The following is a 19,449-nucleotide window of genomic DNA, read 5'->3' on the forward strand; positions in this document are numbered from 1 at the left end:
CAGCCACCCAGCGCCAGGTAGGCGGTGGGGAACAGGAGCAGACCCGACCACCCGACAAAAACGAAGCGGTCGCGCTTGAGCCAGTCATCGAGGACGTCGAACCATCCCCGCTGCGGCGCGCGCCCTACAGCGATCGTCATGGGTGGGAAAAACCGCGGGCTGTGGGTTACCGAGGGATCGTAACAACGTTGATCCGCACTGCGAGGCGGGTTTTGATGGCCTGACACGGCCCGTCACCATTGCGTTTTGGGTATTTGTGCTCAGGCTTGGCTCAGCCCGGTCGGCGGGCGCGCCAAGATGGCAGGCCACCGGTTGAACCGCCCGTATGGCCTCGGCTTCCGCAGCGAAGGCTGCCCCGTCCTCCGAGCTGCTCGAGCAAGACGTGCTGGGCTCCCGTCGTCTCTCCAACGTGCTCGTGGCGGCCGTGGTGAGCACCGGTGGACTGGGTTTTCTGCTCACGAGCGCTTCCAGCTATCTGGGCACCGATCTGCTGCCGATCGGCCACCCCGCTGCTCTCAGCTGGGTGCCTCAAGGGTTGGTGATGGGGCTCTACGGCATCGCCGCCGCCTTGCTCTCCACTTATCTGTGGGCTGTGATCGCTATTGATGTGGGCTCCGGCGCCAATCGCTTCGATAAATCCGCCGGCACCCTCACCGTGACCCGCCGCGGCTTCCGCCAGCTGATCAGCGTCACCACTCCCCTCAAAGATATCCAGGCGGTGAAGGTGGATGTGCGCGATGGTCTCAATCCCCGCCGCCGCCTGGCCCTGCGGGTGCAGGGGCGTCGCGATCTGCCCCTCACCCGTGTGGGTGAGCCGATGCCTCTGGCTGATCTCGAGCGCGGCGGTGCCGAGCTGGCCCGCTTCCTTGGCGTTCCCCTCGAGGGCGTTTGAGCATGACCCTGCTCCGCTCCGGCTCCCTGCGCGGCCTGCTGCTCGCCTTCCTGTTGCTGCTGAGCCCGCTCGGGCCTGTGGCCTGTGCTGCACCGGGACCCTCCAGCAGCTTCGGCTGCGGCAGTTCCGGTGTGCCCTGCCTCAAGGGCACCGCTCTGATTGAGCTCACCACCACGAAGGGCAAGGTGGAGCTCAGCCTCGATGGCAGCGCCGCCCCCCTCACCGCCGGCAACTTCGTAGATCTGGTGCGCCGCGGTGCCTACAACGGCACCCTCTTTCATCGGGTGGTGAAGGAGCCCATCCCCTTCGTGGTGCAAGGCGGTGACCCCCAAAGCGCCAACCCCAACACCCCGGTGGATCTGCTCGGCACGGGCAGCTTCATTGATCCCAGCACCGGCCAGCCCCGCCTGATTCCGCTGGAGCTGTTCCTCGAGGGCGAGAGCCGCCCCCGCTATGGCGAGATCACCGTGGGGCCAGGCCAGGCCAGCAAGCTGAAACTGCAGCACCAGCGCGGCTCCCTGGCCATGGCTCGCTCCAACGATCCCAACTCAGCCAGCGCTCAGTTCTATATCGCGCTTCGCGCCTTGCCGGAGCTCGATGGTCGCTATGCCGTGTTTGGCCGCGTGACCAAAGGGATGGAGGTGGTCGACCAGATCAGCCAAGGCGACAAGCTGATCAGCGCCAAGCTGCTGCAGGGCGGCACCCTGGTGCAGGACGCCAACTGAGCCTCAGGCCGGTACGCGCTTATCGAGGCTGGTGACCTTCAGATACGGCGTGCTCACGCCGGAGGCCCGCTCCAGGGAAATCCGGCCTGTGCGTGCGATCTCGAGAATTCCATAGGGCTCGAGCACGTTTTCGAGGGCCACCAGCTTGCCCGGGTCACCCACCACTTCCACGGTGAGGGCTTCATTGCCCAGATCCACCACCCGGGCGCGGAACACCTGCACGAGATCGAGGATCGCGGCGCGCTGGCTCTCCGGGGCGGACACCTTCACCAGCATCAGCTCGCGTTCCACGGCGGGAATGCGGGTGAGGTCGTTCACCTCGAGCACATTGATCAGCTTGTTGAGCTGCTTGCTCATCTGGGCGAGGGTGCGCTCATCCCCCTCCACCACCATCGTGAGCCGCGACACGCCGCTGCGCTCCGCCGGCCCCACGGCCAGGCTTTCGATGTTGAAACCACGGCGAGCGAACAGGCCGGAGATGCGGCTCAGCACGCCCGATTCGTCTTCCACCAGCACCGACAGGGTGTGCTTCATGCCCAGTGCTGTTCATGTGGCTGACGTGTGCCCAAATTACGCGCCAGCCAACCCAACACGTGGCGGTTGAACAGTTCGGGCTGTTCGTCGTGGGGGCAATGGCCAAGCTGCGGCAGCAGTTGGAGCTCCAGATCGCCCTTATGCCGCTGCAACCGCTCGCTGATCATCGGCGGCACCAAACGGTCTTCGCTGCCCCAAAGCACCAGCAGCGGCTGGCGCATCCGCTCCAGCAGCACCGCCGCCGTGGCCCCCCGCGGCCGCAGCGCCATGCCGATGCTCATCGCCCGCAAGGCCCGCGCCGCCCGTGGCCGCAGCGCCGGCCGTGCCACCAGGCGCCGCAGCTCCCGGTCGATGGCGCTGGCGTCGCTGTAGGCGCTGCGCAGGCCGAGATCGAGCAATGGTGTGCGGGCGATCACGGGCACCAGCAGTTCCAGGGGCAGCAGCCGGCAGAGCACCACCACCACCTGGCGTTTCACCAAGCGCCGCCAGGGGCGCCGCCGCCGCTGGAGGGGCATCAGCAGAGTGGGGTCGGGCAGCGGTGCGGCCACCACCCCGCTCACCCACACCGGAAAAAACACCGCACAGGTGAGCGCCACCAGGCTGCCCAGGGAATTGCCCACCAGCACCGCGGGCCCCTGCACCACCTGCTCCAGGAAGCCCTGCAATTGCCGCGCCCAGAGCCGGTTGTCGAGCGGGCGGTGGCGGCGATGGCCCGGCTGGCTCGAGGCGCCGAAGCCCACCAGATCGATGGCATACACGCACCAGCCCGCAGCCGCTAGGTCGGCGGCGTTGTGGCGCCAGTGGCCGCTGGCAGCGCCGAAGCCATGGATCAGCACCAGTGCTGGATGCCGGCGGTTGCCCAGCACCCGCCAATGGCAGGTGTGCTCTTGCCATTGCCATTGGCCGTGCTCGCCCCAGTGCGCCCCCGTGGGAGCAGGCTGGGGATCCAACACAGAGGCGTGGGAAGCGGTGGTGGCCGGCACGGCGGATCTCTCGTCTGATCACTATTGCGAAGGTGCGGCGGTGCTGCAGCTCGGTGGCGGCTTCTTCCGGCCGGAATCCCGCCCTTCCCGCGATCTCGGAGTGCTGCTGGCTGCCTTGTTGGCCCGCGGTGAGTTGGGGCTCAGCCAGCCCCTGGCGGTGCTCGATCTGATGGCGGGCTGCGGCATCCGCGCCCTCCGCTATGGCCTCGAAGCTGGTGCCGCCGCCGTCTGGGCCAACGACGCCGATGCCGACCGGCTGCCGGTGCTGCAGCGCAACCTCGCGCCGCTGGCCGTTGCGGGCTCGGCCCTGGAGATCAGCGCGCAGACCGCCCAAAAGCTTCTGGCTCGCTGCCTGCTCGAGGAGCGCCGCTTCGGCCTGCTCGATCTCGATGCCTTTGGCTGCCCCACAGCCCTGGTGCCTGCTGCCCTGGAGGCGCTGCAATTTGAAGGGGTGCTCTACCTGGCCAGCACCGATGGCCGCTCCCCCACCGGCCACGACCGTGCCGCCGCCGTGCGCTCCCTCGGGGCCGCCGCCCGCGCCCATCCCGCCAGCTGGGAGTTGGCCCTGCGCCTGCAGATCGCCGTGGTGGCCCGCGCCGCCTGGGCGATGGGGCGTGGCATCCGGCCGCTGTTCAGTTTCAGCGAGGGTCGCACCTTCCGCACGGCGATTCAGTTGCAACGCCGCGCCGATCCGCGCCAGGAGCGGCAGCTGGGGCTCTTGGCCCACTGCCACAGCTGCGGCGAGCAGCTCGAGCAGAGCCTGCTGCAGCTGCGCCAGTGGCCGGCCTGCGCCTGCGCCCCGGATGCCCCGCCCCTGGCGATCTCCGGACCCTTGTGGCTCGGGCCGCTGCAGCACACCCCCACCCTGGCGGCGATGCAACGGGAGCGGGAGCGCCTGCCCAGTGGCTCCATCGGGCGTTCCAGTGAGCGGTTGTTGGCGCGCTTGCTGGCGGATCCCGGCATGCCCGCCCGCTGCTGGCCCAGTGCGGAGCTGGGGCGGCGGCTGGGCGGCGGCCCGCCGTCCACGCAGGCCTTGCTGGCGGCGCTCGAGGCCGAGGGCTACACGGCCCTGCGCTCCGGCGTGATGGATGGCTTATTTCGCTGCAATGCCCCCTGGCCGCGCGTGTTGGAGCTGGCGGCTGCGCTAAACAGGTAGCCGTTACGGCACCTGGCTATGGCCTCGGAGATCTTCGGCACTGCAGCGCTGTTCTGGGTTCTGATCCCCATTGGTCTGGCGGGTGGTGCGCTGCTGCTCAAGCTCCAGGGCGACAACTGAGCACCGGGCTGGAGCCTCCAGCGCGGCGCAGCAGGCACACCTCTAGGCTCGTGCCTCGCTGAACAAGCCTCATGCAGGTGCTGGTGATCGGTGCGACGGGCACGCTGGGTCGGCAGATTGCCCGCCAAGCCCTTGATGCCGGTCATCAGGTGCGTTGCATGGTGCGCTCGCCCCGCAAGGCGTCGTTCCTGCAGGAGTGGGGCTGCGAACTCACCCGCGGCGACCTGCTCGAGCCCGACAGCCTCGATTACGCCCTCGAAGGCCAAGAGGCGGTGATCGATGCCGCCACGGCCCGTGCCAGTGATCCCGGCAGCAGCTACGACACCGACTGGACCGGGAAGCTCAATCTGCTCAATGCCTGCGAGCGTGCAGGCGTGAAGCGCTTTGTGTTCGTGTCGCTGCTCGGCGCCGAGCAGCACCGCGATGTGCCCTTGATGGAGATCAAGTACTGCACCGAGCAGGCGCTGATCAATTCCGACTTTGACTACACGATCTTGCGCTGCGTGGCCTTCATGCAGGGCCTGATCAGCCAGATCGCCATTCCGGTGCTGGAAAACCAAACGGTGTGGGTGAGCGGCACCCCCACGCCGATCGCCTACATGAACACCCAAGACGTGGCGCGTTTTGCGGTGGCGGCCCTCAGCCGCAGCGAAACGATCCGCAAGGCTCTGCCCGTGGTGGGCCCCCGCGCCTGGAGCACTGGCGAGATCACCCAGCTTTGCGAGAAGTTTTGCAGCAAGAGCGCCCGGGTGTTCCGCGTGCGGCCGTTTCTGCTGCGCCTGATGCAGGGTGTTGCCTCGTTCTTCGAGCCGGCGGTGAACGTGGCTGAGCGCCTCGCCTTCGACAAGGTGATCGGTGGCGGTACACCCCTTGATGCGCCGATGGAGGAGAGCTACGCCGCCTTTGGCCTCGATCCGGCTGAGACCACCGGCCTCGAGAGCTACTTGCGCGAGTATTACGACACGATCCTCAAGCGTCTGCGCGAGATGGAGGCTGATCTGGATAAAGACGCCAAGAAGAAACTGCCCTTCTGATTGAGGGGTTCCACGCTTGGCGCCCTGTGTGGTGCGCCTGTACTATTCGGGTAGTTATGGCGCTTGCGGCGCAATAGAGATCGATGGGGATTGCGCAAACCAAAAACCTGCAGCGCCGCCTCGGGGTGCTCGAGCAGGAAGCGGTGGAAGAGATCACCCGTGCCTGCGGCAACGAGCTCTGGCAGAGCGTGGGCTTCGATGCGCTCGACAGCCTCGCCGATCCCGATCGCCGCGCCCGCGCCAACTACTACTACGGGCAGCTGCAGGTGGTGCGTGAGCTCAAGGACACGCTCGGCTGACGCCAAGCCCCCTTACCCGCCGCCACCCCCCTGGCCGGATTTCCCGCCACCGGCTCGGCCGCCCCGTCCGGGTGAGCGCCGGCCACCGCGCAGCGGTTGGCGGAGCAGAGCCTGCATGCGGCTCTCTTCTTCAGGGGTCACCGCGCGCCACTGACCCGGCGCCAAGCCTTCGAGGTTGAGCGGTGCGCCCCCGTCCATGAGATCGATGGCCACCCGCAGGAGGCGCAGGGTGGGCAGGCCAACGGCTGCCGTCATCCGGCGCACCTGGCGGTTGCGTCCCTCCCGCAGCTCCACGGCCAGCCAGCTGGTGGGGATCTGCTGGCGTGTGCGGATGGGCGGATCGCGGGGCGGTAGGCCAGGGTCGGCGATGGCGCTGGCCCGCGCCGGCAGGGTGCGCTGCCCCTGGATCAGCAGGCCCTGTTCAAGCTGCTGCAGTTGTGCGGGGGTGGTGAGCCCTTCCACCTGCACCCAATAGCGGCGCCAGTGCCCCCAGGCGGGATCGGTGAGCCGTTGTTGCAGGCGGCCGTTGGCGGTGAGCAGCAGCAGGCCTTCACTGTCGGCATCGAGCCGGCCTGCGGCATACACATCCGGCACGGGGATGTGATCAGCAAGGCACCCCCAGCGGCTACCCGGCTCAGGGGTGAACTGGCTCAACACCCCGTAGGGCTTGTGAAACAGCAGCGTTGTGCTCAGGAGGCCTGGCGCGCGCGCCACAGGTTCACCACTCCAATTGAGATCAGCAGCAGGCCCAGATCCATCGTGACGGGAGGCAGGATCATCGAAACCTTGGCTGGGGGGGCTTGGCGAGCGCCGACCCTAGCGGTTTAAGGGTGGGAACTAGACTGAACCAAGCAGTACGACTTTCCAGCGGCAGCAGCGCATGATCGAGACCTCCGGTGTGATCGAGAAGGAGCAGGGCAACGGGTTCTACCTGGTCACCCTCGAGCAGCCCGCTGGCCACCAATGCCTCTGCCGGGCCGCCGGCAAGCTCACCAAATTCCGCATCAAATTGCTGGCCGGTGACAAGGTGCTGGTGGAGATCAGCCCCTACGACCTCAGCCGCGGCCGCATCACTTACCGCGAGCGCAACGCGGCCGCCGGTGGTCCCCGCCCCGGTGGCAACCGTCCCGGCGGTCCTCGCCGCCGCTGATTACTGGTCCTCAGGCCTGGGGCCTGAGGACTCCAATCATCAGGCCACCACGGCGCCCAGGAGCTGTTCGATGGCGGCCTTGAACTCGCTGCGTTGCTTCACGCCGCGGAACTGCTGTTTGAGTTCCTTCTGGAAGAACAGCTGCACCGTGGGGGTGCCGCTCACGCCGGCCTGTTGGGCAATCTCTTGCTCGGCTTCGATGTCGATCTCCACGCCCTGGGCCCGGCCGCCCAGCTCCTCGAGCACGCGCTTGAGCTGAGGCTTGAGCACGTGGCAGGGGCCGCAGGTGGGTGAGGTGTACACCACCAGCAGGGGCTTCTCGCTGTCGTGGTACAGCTTGCGCAGGGCGTAGCTGCCCTTTTGCCAAAGGGCGTTGGGGTCGAAGTTGGCCTCGTCGCTCACAGCTGTTCGCTTTGCTTCACCCACCTCGGCGGGATCCACGGGGTCTTGGCTCACGGTCACGGCCAGGTTGTGATGGGTGAGCCAGCGCTCGGCCGCCAGCGCGGCTTGGCAGCCGCTGCCGGCAGCGGTGATGCCCTGGCGCCACTCGGCATCGGCCACATCGCCGGCGGCAAACACGCCCTCCAGGCTGGTTTCGGGCCGGCCGGGCTTGGTCACCAGGTAGCCGTGACCATCCACCTCCAGTTGACCGCGCACCAGGCGGGTGTTGGGGGTGTGGCCAATGGCATAGAAGAGGCCGCGCACGGGCACTTGTTCGCTGGCACCGCTGTTGTCGGTGGCCACCAGCTCGATCGCCTCCAACCATTCGCTGCCGCTGCAATCGCGGATCTGGCGGTTCCAGTGCACGGTGATGTTGGGGTTGGCCAGCACCCGATCCGCCATGGCCTTGCTGGCCCGCAACTGGCCGGAACGCACGATCAGGTGCACGCGGCTGCCGTATTTGGTGAGGTACACCGCCTCTTCGCACGCGGAGTCGCCACCGCCCACCACCGCTAGCTCCTCATTGCGGAACTGCGGGGTGGCGCCGTCGCAAATGGCGCACGCGCTGATGCCGGCATTCCAGAAGCGGGCCTCGCTGGGCAGGCCGAGTCGGTTGGCGCTGGCGCCCGTGGCCAGGATGACCGACTGGGCCTCGATGGTTTGGCCGTTGGCCTGGATGCGGAAGGGGCGCTGCGAGAGGTCGATGCTGTCGGCATCGGCCTCTACCAGGCGGGTGCCCCAGCGCACGGCCTGGGCCTTGAGCCGATCCATCAGATCGGGGCCGAGGATGCCGTCGGGGAAGCCGGGGAAGTTCTCCACGTGGGTGGTGGTCATCAGCTGACCACCGGGGATGCCGCCGTCTTGAAAACCGGTGATCACCACGGGGCGCAGGTTGGCGCGGGCGGCGTAGATCGCGGCGGTGTAGCCAGCGGGCCCGGAGCCCACGATCACCACGTTTTCAACAGAAGCGCCCGTCGCGGCGCTGGCAGCGGCATCACTCACGGCTAAAGCGGATCGACTTCGCTTTAGAGCCTAGCGTTTGCGCTTTGCAGCTGCAGGGATCACCTTGCTGCGGCCTGGCCGCCAATGGTTTGACGGCTCAGAAAAAAGCCTTTAGGTTTTCTTTAGATTTCCAGGAGTCCGTCGCTCTCGCTGTTGTCGCTCGATCGCTTCAGTTCGTTGAAGTCAGGCACCATCAGCACCTGCTCAGCCATCAGCTCGGGATGCTGGTCGATGCAGAGAATCCATTCTCGGAATTCCTCGGTGAGCGCATAGCTGTCTTCGTAGCGCTCACGGTCGTCCAGGCTGGCGATCCGAGCCGCTGACCAGTTGATGGCAACGGTGAGACGACGCTGGATGGAGCCTTTCATGGGTGTCCCGCGATCGCACCACGCTGACGGGCGGTTGGCCGGCATCGGGTGCGCTTTTGCAGAAGTTCGCACTTTTTGCCGCAATCGAATGTATTTATCGCTGCAGTCGGAAGTTCGGTAGCTGGGGCCCGCGCAGACGGATCACGGCCCCGGCGCCATCCTCCAGCGCCTGCAGCGGCAGTCCGGGTGCGCGGCCGGCGCCGCTGGCTTCGGCCTCGGCTTCCACGGGTTTGGGCCGCAGCACGTAGGGCTCGCTCAGCGACCAGGTGCGGGCGTATTGCATCAGCAGCGGATCCGCCGGCGCAAACACATAGGAGGGATGCCGCGGCACCGCCTCCTGTGCCGCACGCTCCGCATCCATACGCACCGCCCGGGTGATGCCCTGCACGAAGCGGGTGCGCGTCACCACGGTGGTGAGGTAAGCCACCACCCGCAGCCGCGGTGCATCGAAGCCTTCGGCGCACATGTCGATGCTCACCAGCCAGTCGGCCTCGCCAGCCTTGAAGGCTTCCATGCGCTGCGGGGCTTCGGGATCTTGCGAGTGCACCAGGTGCACGCGGTCCCCTTCTTCCTCCAGTAGGCCGCAAATGCGGCGGGCGTGGGCGATGTCGCGGGCAATCACCAGGCCACCGGCGCCGCTGTGCTCCCGCCGCACCACCTCCAAGCGCCGGCGCGCATTGAGCAGCAGCCGCAGGGCAATGCTGCTGCTGTCGCCCAGGCGGATGGCGCGCCGCAGGTTTCGGGCCCGCCAGCTCTCGCGCTGCTCCTGCGAGAGCGGAGAGCGTTCGCTGTCGCCCAGCTCCCCCTGGCGGCCGTGATCCACCCAGCCGTCTTGAAAGCGAAACTCCAGCGGCCGCACATCGCCCGCGCTGATCAGTTCGCGGGGCTCCACGCTCAGATCGGGCGCGATCTGCTCCACCCACTCCTGGCCGTCGTGCACCTGGATGCGGCGGGCGGCGCAGAAGCCCAGGTTGTCGGCCCGAAACGGTGTGCCCGTAAGCCCGAGGCGCAAGCGGGCGCTGGCGCTGATCCGGCTGAAGGCATGGCCCCAGGCGGTGGCTTCTGGTTCCTCCGGATCGATGCCCAGGTGGTGCACCTCATCGGCGATCGCCAGCCAGGCGCCCCAGCCGGCCTCGCCCAGTTGTTGCTCCAGGGCCTCCAGGTTGCGGCCAGCGGCCTGATAGGTGATCAGCAGGCCGTGGGGGCGGGGCTGGCCGGCGGGCGGAGCCACATCCAGCCCCGGCTGCCATTCCTGCAGCTCGAGCCCGAGGCGGCTGGCGGCCGCCAGCCATTGGCTGGCGATGGAGCTGCGGTGGCAGAACACCAGCAGGTGCTGCAGGCGGCCTTCGCGCTCGAGCCGCTCAAAGCTCAGCAGGGCACCGAGGGTTTTGCCGGCACCGGGGCCGGCGTTGATCAGCACGTCGTGGGTTCCGTCGCGCTCGAGCCGCCGGCGCAGCAGCGCGATCAGCTGGGATTGCCATTGGCGCGGCTGCACCGCGGGCTGCGGGCGCAGGCTGCTTACAGGCGGCATCGGCTCGCTTCCTGCAACCTGAAGCGGGCGCCGGGGCAGGCGCAGATCGAACGACGGCGAGGCCATCCCGCCATTTTGTTGGCAGGCAGAGAAAAAAGTTGAGGGTTTCTACCTATTCGCTTTGGCGCAGGAGTCCTTAACTTCCGGCCATCACCCCCGCTCCCGGGCCTCAACCCGCCAGCCCATGAACGAGCGTTCCCCCTTTTCCCTCAGCTCCGACGAACTCCGCCAGCGCTTCGAGCGCGCCCTCGACCTCGAGTGCGACCTCGACCCGATGATCCTGCGCGCCCGCCAGCTGCGGCAGCAGGGCTCCACGCCCCAGGCCCGCTGCCTGGAGCAGGAGCTGCTGCCGCTGTTCTGAAGCCGGCCCTGCCACGTGTGTGCGGATGTGAGCACACGCCTGGCAAAAGCGTTGCCCCCTCTGCGAACCCAGCAAAAACTGGTCAGTTGTGACGTAAGGCGGCGAGTTCTTGATTCGTGTGTTGGTGCCGCGGGAGTGCCGCCCCGGTGAAACGCGCGTGGCGGCCACTCCCGAAACCGTGCGGCGGCTGAGCGCCCGCGGCTGCACGCTCCAAGTGGAGCAGGGGGCAGGCGCCGCCAGCGGATTTGATGACGCCGCCTACAGCGAGGCTGGCGCGCAGCTGGTGGATCCGGCCGCCGAACATTGGGGCCTGGCGGATGTGGTGCTGGCGGTGCAGGCCGCGGCGATCGCGCAGCAGCGCCGAGAGCTTGAGGCGCTGCGGCCTGGTGCGCTGCTGCTGGGCCTGCTCGAGCCCCACGGCAACGAGGGCCTCAAGCAACAGCTCGAGCAGCGCCGCGTGTCGGCGATGGCTCTGGAGCTGCTGCCTCGCATCAGCCGCGCCCAAACCATGGACGTGCTCTCGTCGCAGGCGAACATCGCCGGCTACAAGGCGGTGCTGCTGGCTTCGGCCGCTCTCGACCGCTACGTGCCGATGCTGATGACGGCCGCCGGCACGATTCAGCCGGCCCGCGCCCTGATTCTTGGGGCCGGCGTGGCCGGTTTGCAGGCACTGGCCACGGCCCGCCGCCTCGGGGCGGTGGTTTACGTGAGCGATGTGCGCGCTGCCGCCAAAGAGCAGGTGGAATCCCTTGGCGGCCGCTTCATCGCCCCGCCGGAGCAGGAGCAGAAGCCTGGCGAATCCGGCGGCTATGCCCAGCAGGCCAGTGAGGCCTTTCTGGCGGAGCAGCGCCGCCAACTCACCGAGCAGCTGGCCCTCGCCGACATGGTGATCTGCACCGCCCAGGTGCCAGGCCGGCAGGCGCCGCGCCTGATCGACGACGCCATGCTCCAGCACATGCGCCCCGGCAGCGTGGTGGTGGATCTGGCGGTGGCCCAGGGGGGCAACTGCGAGGGCACGGTGCCCGGCGCCACCGTGATGCGCCATGGCGTGCAGCTGATCGGCGCCGATGCCCTGCCCTGCAGCGTGGCCAACCACGCCAGTGCCCTGTATGCCCGCAACGTGGCCGCCCTGCTGGAGCACCTGCTCGAAGCCTCCGGCAGCGAGGCCACGGCACTTCAACTCGACCTGGAGGATCCGATCGTGAGCGGTTGCCTGTTCACCCATCACGCTGCGGCGGGAGCGGCCGCATGACCACCCTCTCGCAAGCGCTCTGGGTGTTGCTGCTCGGCAGCCTGCTGGGGCTGGAGCTGATCGGCAAAGTGCCGCCCACCCTCCACACCCCACTGATGAGTGGCGCCAACGCCATCAGCGGCATCACCGTGCTGGCTTCGATCACCCTGATCGCTAATGCCAGTGGCAATCCGGCTCTGTTGATCCTGGGTTCGGTGTCGCTGGGCTTCGCTCTGTTCAACGTGATCGGCGGCTTCCTGGTCACCGACCGGATGCTCGCGATGTTCAGCCGCAAGAAGAGCGGAGGCGGCCGATGAACGTGCTCGATCTGTTTGGTTATCTGATTGATCTGCTGGCGGTGCTGCTGCTGGCGCTGGGCCTCAAGGGCCTCTCCACCGTGCGCTCGGCCCGCTCTGCCAACGGCCTCGCGGCCCTGGCCATGGGCTTGGCAGTGCTGGGCTTGCTGCTGCAGGTGCAACCCGATCCGATCGCCTGGCTGTGGATCGCCATCGGCACCGCCATCGGTGGCTTGCTCGGCTTGATCACCGCCCGGCGCGTGCCGATGACGGCCATGCCCGAAACAGTGGCTCTGTTCAACGGCTGCGGCGGGATGGCGTCGCTGCTGGTGGCCGTGGCTGTGGCCCTCTACGACAGCAATGGAGCTGATCTCGTGGAGCTGATCTCCATCGTGATCTCGGTGTTTGTGGGGGCGATCACCTTCAGCGGTTCGATCGCGGCGATGGGCAAGCTGCAGGGCTGGCTCGGCACCCCTGGCTGGACCCAGAGCAGCATTCGCCACGGCGTGAACATTGCCCTCGCCCTCGCGGCCCTGGTGGGGGCCTTTGCCTTGCCCGGCGATCCCACCGGCGCACCGCTGTGGCTGCTGCTGGTGGCCTCGAGCCTGCTGGGCATCGGCGTGACCCTCCCCATCGGCGGCGCCGACATGCCGGTGGTGATCTCGCTGCTCAACTCCTATTCCGGTGTGGCCGCGGCGGCCGCCGGCTTCGTGGTGGGCAGCCAGCTGCTGATCGTGGCCGGCGCCATGGTGGGAGCGGCCGGCCTGATCCTCACCCAGGTGATGTGCACCGGTATGAACCGCTCCCTGGTGAGCGTGCTCTTCGGCGGCGCCCTCGGCGGCAGTGCACCGGTGGGCGGCGGCGGCGATGAGGCCGGCTACACCCGCATCGTGAGCTGCAGCGCCGAGGAGTGCGCCATGGCCCTGGAGAACGCCGAACGTGTGGTGTTTGTGCCCGGCTACGGCCTGGCGGTGGCCCAGGCCCAGCACGCCCTGCGCGAGCTCTCGAAGCTGCTGGAGAGCAATGGCTCCGAGGTGAGCTACGCCATTCACCCGGTGGCGGGTCGCATGCCCGGCCACATGAACGTGCTGCTGGCGGAGGCCGATGTGCCCTACGAGCAGCTGCTCGAGATGGACACGATCAACCCCGAGTTCCCCCGCACCGATGTGGTGATCGTGCTCGGCGCCAACGATGTGGTGAATCCCGACGCCAAGAACGACGCCCAGAGCCCCCTCTACGGCATGCCCGTGCTGGAGGTGGATCAGGCCCGCCAGGTGTTCGTGGTGAAGCGCAGCCTCGGGGCTGGCTACGCCGGCATTAAGAATGCGCTGTTCGAGCTGCCGCAGACGGCCATGGTGTTTGGCGATGCCAAGGCGGTGCTGCAGCAGCTCTGCACGGAACTGCGCAGCCAGGGTGTCGGAAAAGCCGCTTGATCCCAACCTCCCCGCGGCCCTGGGCCTTGAGCCCTTCCGGCCGCGGCTGCCCTGGCTGAACGGCGACCTGCAGACCCTGCGGGACACCCTGCGTCCGGTGGATCTGCCACCTGATGCCGGCGAGCCGACCACGATCCCCGTGGGCGGCGACGATCAGCTGCTGGCGCTGCTGGATCCGCCCCTGGGCGGATCCGAGCCCCGGGCGCTGGTGCTGTTGATGCATGGCCTGGGGGGCAGCAGCTGCCGCAGTGGCCTGCGGCGGATGGGGTTCACCCTGCAACACGCCGGCTTTTCAGTGCTGCGGCTCAACATGCGCGGCGCTGGCCCCGGGCGGGAGCTGGCCCGCGGCACCTATGCCGCCAGCTGCAACAGCGATCTGCTGCCCGCCCTGGCCCGCGCCCGCGAGCTGGCGGCCGGCCGGCCGCTCTTGGGCATGGGCATCTCCCTGGGGGGCACCAAGCTGCTCAACGCGCTGCTCACCGGGCCCGGCCTGCTCGATGGCCTGGTGACGATCAGCTCGCCGCTCGATCTGGCCGCCTGCTCCGCTCAGATCGAGCTCCCCCGCAACCGCATCTACAAGCGCTGGCTGCTGCAGCGCCTTGTGGCCCAGACACTGGCCGATCCCTTCGGGGTGAGCGAACAGGAGCGCGAGGCCCTGGCCGGCCGCGGCCCCGTGGGGCCCAAGGACAGCATCGTGGCCTTTGATGCAGCGATCACGTCGCCGCGCTGGGGCTACAGCTCGGTGGCGCACTACTACCAAGAGGCCAGTCCACTGCAGCAGCTGCAAGCCCAGGCGGCTTCGTTGCCACCCACCCTGGTGCTGCATGCCAACGATGACCCGTGGGTGCCTGTGGCGGCGGCCCGCGAGCTAGCGGCGTTGCAGTTGCCGGGGGTGGAGGTGTTCCTCACCGCTGGGGGCGGGCACAACGGCTTTCATGCCCGCTGCGATGGCCAAAGCAGTGAGCCTGGCAACTGGGGGGATCGGCTCACGGCCCGCTGGTTCCAGCGTTTGCTGGCGTAGGGCTGAACGGCATCCGTTTCACGATCCACTCTTTGATGGGCGTGCCGCCGATCACGTGCTCCCGCAGGATTCGCTCGATCCGCTCGGCCGTGACGCCGCTGTAGACGATCCCTTCCGGCCAGATCAGCAGCACCGGCCCCTCAGCGCAGATGCGCAGGCAGTCGGCCTTGGTGCGCAGCACGATGCCCTCGGGCCGCGATGGATCTTCGAGCCCCCACTCGCGCACCAGGCGCTTGAGCGTGTCCCAGCTGGCGGCACCCACGGTGGGATCGGGGCAGCAGAGCGCTTTGGCGGGGGTGGCGCAGAGCAGCAGGTGGTGGGAGATCACGGTGAGATCAGGGGCGGGCTCCGCTTGGGCTCGATCAGGCCGGAAGCGCAGCAGGCGCTTGGGAATGAACAGTCGCGTTCAGCCGGGCTGCAGCTTCACGCACCGCCTGACGGCTCCAGGCGTCCACGGCCAGCACGTCGTCCAGAGAGGGATCGGCTCTGAGGTCGGCCTTATGGCGATCACACACCACGTCGATCAAACGCGGGATATCGAGGAAGTGGATCTGCTCCTCGAGGAAGAGGGCCACGGCCTGCTCGTTGGCGGCGTTCATCACTGCCGGCATCGTGCCGCCGGCGCGGCCCGCGGCGTAGGCCAGCTCCATGCAGGGGTATTTGGCCGGGTCGGGTTTGCGGAAGGTGAGCTGACCCACTTCGGTGAGATCGAGGCGGCGCCAGGGGGTTTCCAGCCGCTCGGGCCAGCTCATGCAGTAGAGGATCGGCAGCTTCATGTCGGGCCAGCCCAGCTGAGCCAGCACCGAGGAATCCGCCAGCTCCACCATCGAGTGGATGATCGATTGCGGGTGGATCACGATCTCGATGTGGTCGTAATCCAGGCCGAAGAGGTAGTGGGCCTCGATTACCTCCAGGCCCTTGTTCATCAACGAGGCCGAATCCACCGTGATCTTGCGGCCCATACTCCAGTTGGGATGGCTGGTGGCATCGGCCACGGTGGCCTTGTGCAGATCAGCCGCGTCCCAATCGCGGAAGGCGCCGCCGCTGGCGGTGAGCTGAATGCGGCGCAGGCCGGGGGTGGGCATGCCGGTGCTCAGGCGGGCGGTGTCGGCCCAGGGAGTGCCCTGCAGGCACTGGAAGATGGCGGAGTGCTCGGAATCGGCCGGCAGCAGGCGCGAGCCGCTCTTCGCCAGCTCCGGCAGCACCACCGGGCCGGCGGCGATCAGGGTTTCTTTGTTGGCCAGGGCCAGATCCTTGCCGGCGCGGATCGCGGCCAGGGTGGGCAGCAGGCCGGCGCAGCCCACGATCCCGGTCACCACTAGATCGGCTGTGGGCCAGGCGGCGGCGGTGCAGAGGCCGTCGGAGCCGCCCACCAGCTCGGGCAGCTTCGCGGGCCGAGCGCTGGGTTCGAGGTTGCTGAGCCGCTGCTGCAGCTCGGGCAATGTCGCCTCGTCCGCCAGGGCCACCACCTCGGGGGCGTGGCGCTGGATCTGGGTGATCAGGAGATCGAGGTTGTTGCCGGCCGTCAGGGCCACCACCCGGAAGCGATCGGGGAACTCCTCCACGATCTCGAGCGTTTGCGTGCCGATCGAGCCAGTGGAGCCGAGCACGGAGAGGGCTTTCACGGCGGGATCGGCGAACGGCGGGGCCAGTCTCCCATCGCCGCCGGCGGCGGCCCCGATTTGCCGCGTGAGGGCCGCAGCCGGGAAACTGGGCGCATCGAGTCGGCGGTTCATGCAGGAGCACAGCGGAGCGGAGCGTGGACGGCCGCCGGAGCAGTGGGGGTCGTCCCTGGGGTTTGTGCTGGCCGCGGCGGGCAGTGCCGTGGGTTTGGGCAACCTCTGGGGCTTTGCCTACCGCGCTTCCCAGGGGGGCGGCGCGGCTTTTGTGGTGCTCTACGTGCTGATCGTGGCCGTGGTGTGCCTGCCGGTGCTGGTGGCGGAGATGGTGCTGGGGCGCAGCACGGGCCACGCGCCGTTGGTGGCCCCGATCACCGCTGGTGGTCGCCGCTGGGCGCCCCTGGGCTGGCTCTACATCGCCGCCTCTGTGGGGATCCTCAGCTACTACGCCGTGCTGATGGGCTGGACCGGCCGGAGCTTGCTCCATGCGATCACCGCTCCTCTGCCAGCGGATATGGCGGCGGCTGAGACCTTCTTCGGCGCCATCAGCAGCGGGGGGGATGCGGTGCTCGGCCACCTGTTCAGCCTCGCGCTCACAGGCCTGGTGGTGGTGGCCGGCATCCGCTCCGGCATCGAGCGCCTGTCGCGCTGGGGCATGCCGTTGCTCTTGGTGGTGTTGCTGGCGCTGTTGCTCTGGGCCTCATCCCTCCCCGGAGCGCAGGAGGGCTACGCCAGCTTTCTGCTGCGTTGGGATGCCAGCAAGCTCACCGACCTCACCACCATTCGCAATGCCTTCACCCAGGCCTTCTTCTCGATTGGTGCGGGCATTGGTTGCATCCTGGCTTACGCGGCCTATCTGGATCGCCGCAGCGGCATCCCCGGTGAAGCGGTGGCTGTGGTGGGGATGGACACCGCTGTGGGGCTGATGGCCGGCTGTGTCACCTTCCCGATTGTGGCCAGCTTTGGCCTGGCGGATGTGGTGGGTAGCAGCACCGTGGGCACCTTGTTCATCGCCCTGCCGACGGGTCTGGGCTCCCTCGGCCTGGCGGGCCGCGTGGTGGCCGCGGCGTTTTTTGCGCTGGCCTATGTGGCGGCGATCACCTCGTCGGTGTCGCTGCTGGAGGTGCCCGTGAGTTCGCTGATGGATCGCCTCGGTTGGAGTCGCCGCCGGGCGGTGTGGCTGATGGTGGCGGTGATCGCCGTCATCGGCCTGCCTTCCGCTCTGGATGTGGCTGTTCTGGAAAAAATGGACGCCGTCTTCGGTGGTCTTTGCCTGATCGCCGGCGGCCTGCTGATGGCTCTGCTGATGGGCTGGCGGGCGCCGGATCGCTTCAGTGCCGATCTGCAGGGCTCAGGCACGTCCCCCCGTTTGCTGCAGCTGCTGCGGTGGGGGCTGCGCTGGGTGTCGGTGCCGGTGATCAGCCTGGGATTGGTGGTGTCGGTGGTGGATCTCGTGAAGAGCTGGTCGGCCGGCTGAGGGGCGGCGGCGCTTAACTGGCCCCAGCAGATCGGCCTCCCCCATGGCGCTCGGACCGCAGTGGTTGCAGCGTTTCAACTTCATTGAGCGCGCCAAGCTCGAGCGTGAGCTCTGGGATGCCTTCGAGCGCGGAGAGCCAATTGAGCAGCTGGTGGAGCAATGCCAACCCGGCTTCCGTAAGGAGGTGTGGACCACCACCGCGGTGCGCATCCGCAAGATCGAGCAGATGATGAAGGATCAGCAGGCGCCCAAGGGTTGAGACGGCAACCGCGCTCTGCGTTTACGCGGCTGCTGCGCTTCAACCGTTGCGTAACCACTCTGTAAGGCCGCCGGGTTTGTCGATCAGCTCGATGCCCTGGGCCTTCAGCGCCTCGCGGATGGCATCGGCGGCGGCGAAATCACGGGCGGTTTTCGCAGCCTTGCGAGCTTCGATCTGGGCTTCTACCTCCGCGTCGCTTGGGCCGGCGGCGGCGGTTGCATTCGCTCCGCTGGGCTGGGCGGCCTCGGGGGATTCGTGCTGCAGCCCCAGCACCCCCGCCAGCTCCTGCAGCAAGGCGGCCTGGGCGGCCAGCTCCGGTGTGGAGGCTTCGCTGCTGGCATCGGCATCACCGCGCTCCAGCCGGTTGGCGAGGGCCCGCAGCGGTTTGGCCAGCTCAAACAGCACGGCCAGGGCGGCAGAGGTGTTGAGGTCATCGTCCATGGCGGCGGCGAAGCGCTCGCGGGCGGCAGCAAGGCCAGGGGGCAGCTCTGCCGAGGCGGTGGCGGTTTCCCCGGCCAGGCCGAGGGCGGCGTTGAGGCCCTTCCAGCCGGTGGCCGCGGCGTCGAGCGCTTCGGCGGTGAAGTCGAGCGGTTTGCGGTAGTGGGCCTGCAGGGTGAACAGGCGCAGCGTCATCGGCGAGATGCCCGAATCAAGCAGGGCGCGGATGGTGGTGAAGTTGCCGAGCGATTTGCTCATCTTCTGGCCGCCCACATTCACCATGCCGTTGTGCAGCCAGTAATGGGCCAGCTCTTTGCCCGTGGCTGCCTCGGACTGGGCGATCTCGTTTTCGTGGTGCGGGAACACCAGATCGGCGCCGCCCAGGTGGATGTCGATCGTGTCGCCCAGCTCCTCGCGCACCATCGCTGAGCACTCGATGTGCCATCCCGGCCGGCCTTCGCCCCAGGGGGAGGGGAAGCTGGGTTCGCCGGGTTTGGCTCCTTTCCAGAGGGCGAAATCGAAGGGGTGTTGCTTGCGGGCTTCTTCTTCAGACGCCACGCGGCCGGCGGCGTTGTCCTGCTGCTGCTCAAGGTCGCGGCCGCTGAGCTTGCCGTAGCCGGCGTGCTTCATCACGGCGAAATACACATCGCCATCGGCGGAATAGGCGGCACCCTTGGCCTCCAGTTCGCTGATCAGGGCGCGGATCGCATCGAGGCTGCGCGTCGCCCTCGGCATGCGGTCCGCCGGCAGGATGTTGAGGCGCGTCATGTCCGCCACGAAGGCATCGATATTGCGCTCGCTCACCGCCTCCATCGAGCTGCCTTCTTCAGCGGCGCGATTGAGGATCTTGTCGTCGATGTCGGTGTAGTTCTGCACAAACGTCACCGCGTAGCCGCTCCAGATCAGATAGCGACGCAGCACATCCCAGGCGATGTAGCTGCGGGCATGGCCCAGGTGGCAGAGGTCGTAGACCGTCACCCCGCAGCAGTAGATGCTCACCTTGCCGGGCTCGATCGGCTGAAACTCCTCAACACGGCGGGTGAGGGTGTTGGTGAGCTTGAGGGTCATCGCGTTGCTGC

Annotated in this window: 23 protein-coding genes and 1 pseudogene; 14 read left to right on the plus strand and 10 right to left on the minus strand. The window is 67.9% G+C overall.

What is annotated here, in order from left to right; translation table 11 throughout:
* Positions 1-140: pseudogene (locus KUL97_RS05955) on the minus strand (photosystem II D2 protein (photosystem q(a) protein)); the annotation flags it as partial.
* Between the two features lie 185 nt (positions 141-325).
* On the opposite strand from KUL97_RS05955, the gene KUL97_RS05960 reads away from it, so the two are divergent.
* A complete protein-coding gene (locus KUL97_RS05960) occupies positions 326-892 on the plus strand; it encodes a photosystem I assembly protein Ycf4 (RefSeq protein WP_217796086.1) in 567 nt (188 codons plus the stop codon).
* A gap of 2 nt (positions 893-894) precedes the next feature.
* A complete protein-coding gene (locus KUL97_RS05965; protein WP_217796087.1) occupies positions 895-1,617 on the plus strand; it encodes a peptidylprolyl isomerase in 723 nt (240 codons plus the stop codon).
* 3 nt (positions 1,618-1,620) lie between these two features.
* Here the strand turns inward: KUL97_RS05965 and ilvN are convergent, their stop codons facing one another.
* Both ilvN and KUL97_RS05975 read right to left on the minus strand, forming a co-directional pair.
* On the minus strand, positions 1,621-2,151 hold the full coding sequence (ilvN, locus tag KUL97_RS05970; RefSeq protein WP_217796088.1) for an acetolactate synthase small subunit: 531 nt from the start codon (positions 2,149-2,151) through the stop codon (positions 1,621-1,623).
* The gene (locus tag KUL97_RS05975; RefSeq protein ID WP_368656106.1) at positions 2,148-3,134 is read right to left on the minus strand and encodes an alpha/beta fold hydrolase; all 987 of its coding nucleotides are present in this window, start codon (positions 3,132-3,134) and stop codon (positions 2,148-2,150) included. Before KUL97_RS05975 ends, ilvN begins: the two co-directional genes overlap by 4 nt.
* Between KUL97_RS05975 and KUL97_RS05980 the strand changes: the two genes are divergently transcribed.
* From KUL97_RS05980 to KUL97_RS05995, 4 genes are all read left to right on the plus strand, one after another.
* Positions 3,124-4,290 (plus strand): N2,N2-dimethylguanosine tRNA methyltransferase, encoded by a 1,167-nt coding sequence (locus KUL97_RS05980; protein ID WP_217796113.1) that lies wholly within the window; start codon positions 3,124-3,126, stop codon positions 4,288-4,290. The genes KUL97_RS05975 and KUL97_RS05980 overlap by 11 nt on opposite strands.
* Before the next feature lie 18 nt (positions 4,291-4,308).
* Positions 4,309-4,410, plus strand: coding sequence for a cytochrome b6-f complex subunit PetM (gene petM, locus KUL97_RS05985; RefSeq protein ID WP_217796089.1), 102 nt, complete (start codon positions 4,309-4,311; stop codon positions 4,408-4,410).
* Positions 4,411-4,481: 71 nt separating this feature from the next.
* Positions 4,482-5,444, plus strand: coding sequence for an NAD(P)H-binding protein (locus KUL97_RS05990; protein ID WP_217796090.1), 963 nt, complete (start codon positions 4,482-4,484; stop codon positions 5,442-5,444).
* A gap of 83 nt (positions 5,445-5,527) precedes the next feature.
* Entirely contained in the window at positions 5,528-5,743 is a 216-nt protein-coding gene (locus KUL97_RS05995) for a hypothetical protein (protein ID WP_010310448.1), read from the plus strand.
* Positions 5,744-5,755: 12 nt separating this feature from the next.
* Here KUL97_RS05995 and KUL97_RS06000 read toward each other — a convergent pair whose 3' ends face one another.
* Positions 5,756-6,457, minus strand: coding sequence for a pseudouridine synthase (locus tag KUL97_RS06000; RefSeq protein ID WP_217796091.1), 702 nt, complete (start codon positions 6,455-6,457; stop codon positions 5,756-5,758).
* Positions 6,458-6,623: 166 nt separating this feature from the next.
* On the opposite strand from KUL97_RS06000, the gene infA reads away from it, so the two are divergent.
* Positions 6,624-6,893 (plus strand): translation initiation factor IF-1, encoded by a 270-nt coding sequence (gene infA, locus KUL97_RS06005; protein ID WP_214340006.1) that lies wholly within the window; start codon positions 6,624-6,626, stop codon positions 6,891-6,893.
* 39 nt (positions 6,894-6,932) lie between these two features.
* Here the strand turns inward: infA and trxB are convergent, their stop codons facing one another.
* The 3 genes from trxB to KUL97_RS06020 form a co-directional block, all read right to left on the minus strand.
* Positions 6,933-8,336: a thioredoxin-disulfide reductase gene (gene trxB / locus KUL97_RS06010; protein WP_217796092.1), complete on the minus strand. Its 1,404-nt coding sequence runs from the start codon at positions 8,334-8,336 to the stop codon at positions 6,933-6,935.
* A 122-nt stretch (positions 8,337-8,458) separates the two neighbouring features.
* A complete protein-coding gene (locus KUL97_RS06015) occupies positions 8,459-8,704 on the minus strand; it encodes a hypothetical protein (protein ID WP_217796093.1) in 246 nt (81 codons plus the stop codon).
* Between the two features lie 94 nt (positions 8,705-8,798).
* On the minus strand, positions 8,799-10,301 hold the full coding sequence (locus KUL97_RS06020) for a DEAD/DEAH box helicase (RefSeq protein ID WP_217796094.1): 1,503 nt from the start codon (positions 10,299-10,301) through the stop codon (positions 8,799-8,801).
* Between the two features lie 118 nt (positions 10,302-10,419).
* Here KUL97_RS06020 and KUL97_RS06025 point away from each other — a divergent pair, with 118 nt between their 5' ends.
* The 5 genes from KUL97_RS06025 (at position 10,420) to KUL97_RS06045 (ending at position 14,577) form a co-directional block, all read left to right on the plus strand.
* Positions 10,420-10,596, plus strand: coding sequence for a hypothetical protein (locus KUL97_RS06025; protein ID WP_217796095.1), 177 nt, complete (start codon positions 10,420-10,422; stop codon positions 10,594-10,596).
* 109 nt (positions 10,597-10,705) lie between these two features.
* Positions 10,706-11,848, plus strand: a complete 1,143-nt coding sequence (locus KUL97_RS06030) for an NAD(P) transhydrogenase subunit alpha (protein WP_217796096.1) — start codon at positions 10,706-10,708, stop codon at positions 11,846-11,848.
* Entirely contained in the window at positions 11,845-12,144 is a 300-nt protein-coding gene (locus tag KUL97_RS06035) for an NAD(P) transhydrogenase subunit alpha (protein WP_217796097.1), read from the plus strand. Before KUL97_RS06030 ends, KUL97_RS06035 begins: the two co-directional genes overlap by 4 nt.
* Entirely contained in the window at positions 12,141-13,556 is a 1,416-nt protein-coding gene (locus tag KUL97_RS06040) for an NAD(P)(+) transhydrogenase (Re/Si-specific) subunit beta (RefSeq protein WP_217796098.1), read from the plus strand. The genes KUL97_RS06035 and KUL97_RS06040 overlap by 4 nt, the downstream gene beginning before the upstream one ends.
* Positions 13,537-14,577, plus strand: coding sequence for a YheT family hydrolase (locus tag KUL97_RS06045; protein ID WP_368656107.1), 1,041 nt, complete (start codon positions 13,537-13,539; stop codon positions 14,575-14,577). Before KUL97_RS06040 ends, KUL97_RS06045 begins: the two co-directional genes overlap by 20 nt.
* Here KUL97_RS06045 and KUL97_RS06050 read toward each other — a convergent pair.
* Positions 14,543-14,905: a (2Fe-2S) ferredoxin domain-containing protein gene (locus tag KUL97_RS06050; RefSeq protein WP_217796100.1), complete on the minus strand. Its 363-nt coding sequence runs from the start codon at positions 14,903-14,905 to the stop codon at positions 14,543-14,545. The two genes, KUL97_RS06045 and KUL97_RS06050, sit on opposite strands and share 35 nt — an antisense overlap.
* 34 nt (positions 14,906-14,939) lie before the next feature.
* Complete coding sequence (locus KUL97_RS06055; RefSeq protein WP_217796114.1) at positions 14,940-16,202, minus strand: 1-deoxy-D-xylulose-5-phosphate reductoisomerase; 1,263 nt, start codon at positions 16,200-16,202, stop codon at positions 14,940-14,942.
* A gap of 109 nt (positions 16,203-16,311) precedes the next feature.
* Between KUL97_RS06055 and KUL97_RS06060 the strand changes: the two genes are divergently transcribed.
* Entirely contained in the window at positions 16,312-17,673 is a 1,362-nt protein-coding gene (locus KUL97_RS06060; RefSeq protein ID WP_217796101.1) for a sodium-dependent transporter, read from the plus strand.
* A 43-nt stretch (positions 17,674-17,716) separates the two neighbouring features.
* Positions 17,717-17,932 (plus strand): hypothetical protein, encoded by a 216-nt coding sequence (locus tag KUL97_RS06065; protein WP_217796102.1) that lies wholly within the window; start codon positions 17,717-17,719, stop codon positions 17,930-17,932.
* Positions 17,933-17,971: 39 nt separating this feature from the next.
* On the opposite strand, the gene cysS is transcribed toward KUL97_RS06065, so the two are convergent.
* On the minus strand, positions 17,972-19,438 hold the full coding sequence (cysS, locus tag KUL97_RS06070; RefSeq protein ID WP_217796103.1) for a cysteine--tRNA ligase: 1,467 nt from the start codon (positions 19,436-19,438) through the stop codon (positions 17,972-17,974).
* Positions 19,439-19,449: the final 11 nt, after the last annotated feature.

Origin of the sequence: Synechococcus sp. HK05 (assembly GCF_019104765.1) — a bacterium.
Lineage (GTDB): Bacteria > Cyanobacteriota > Cyanobacteriia > PCC-6307 > Cyanobiaceae > Vulcanococcus.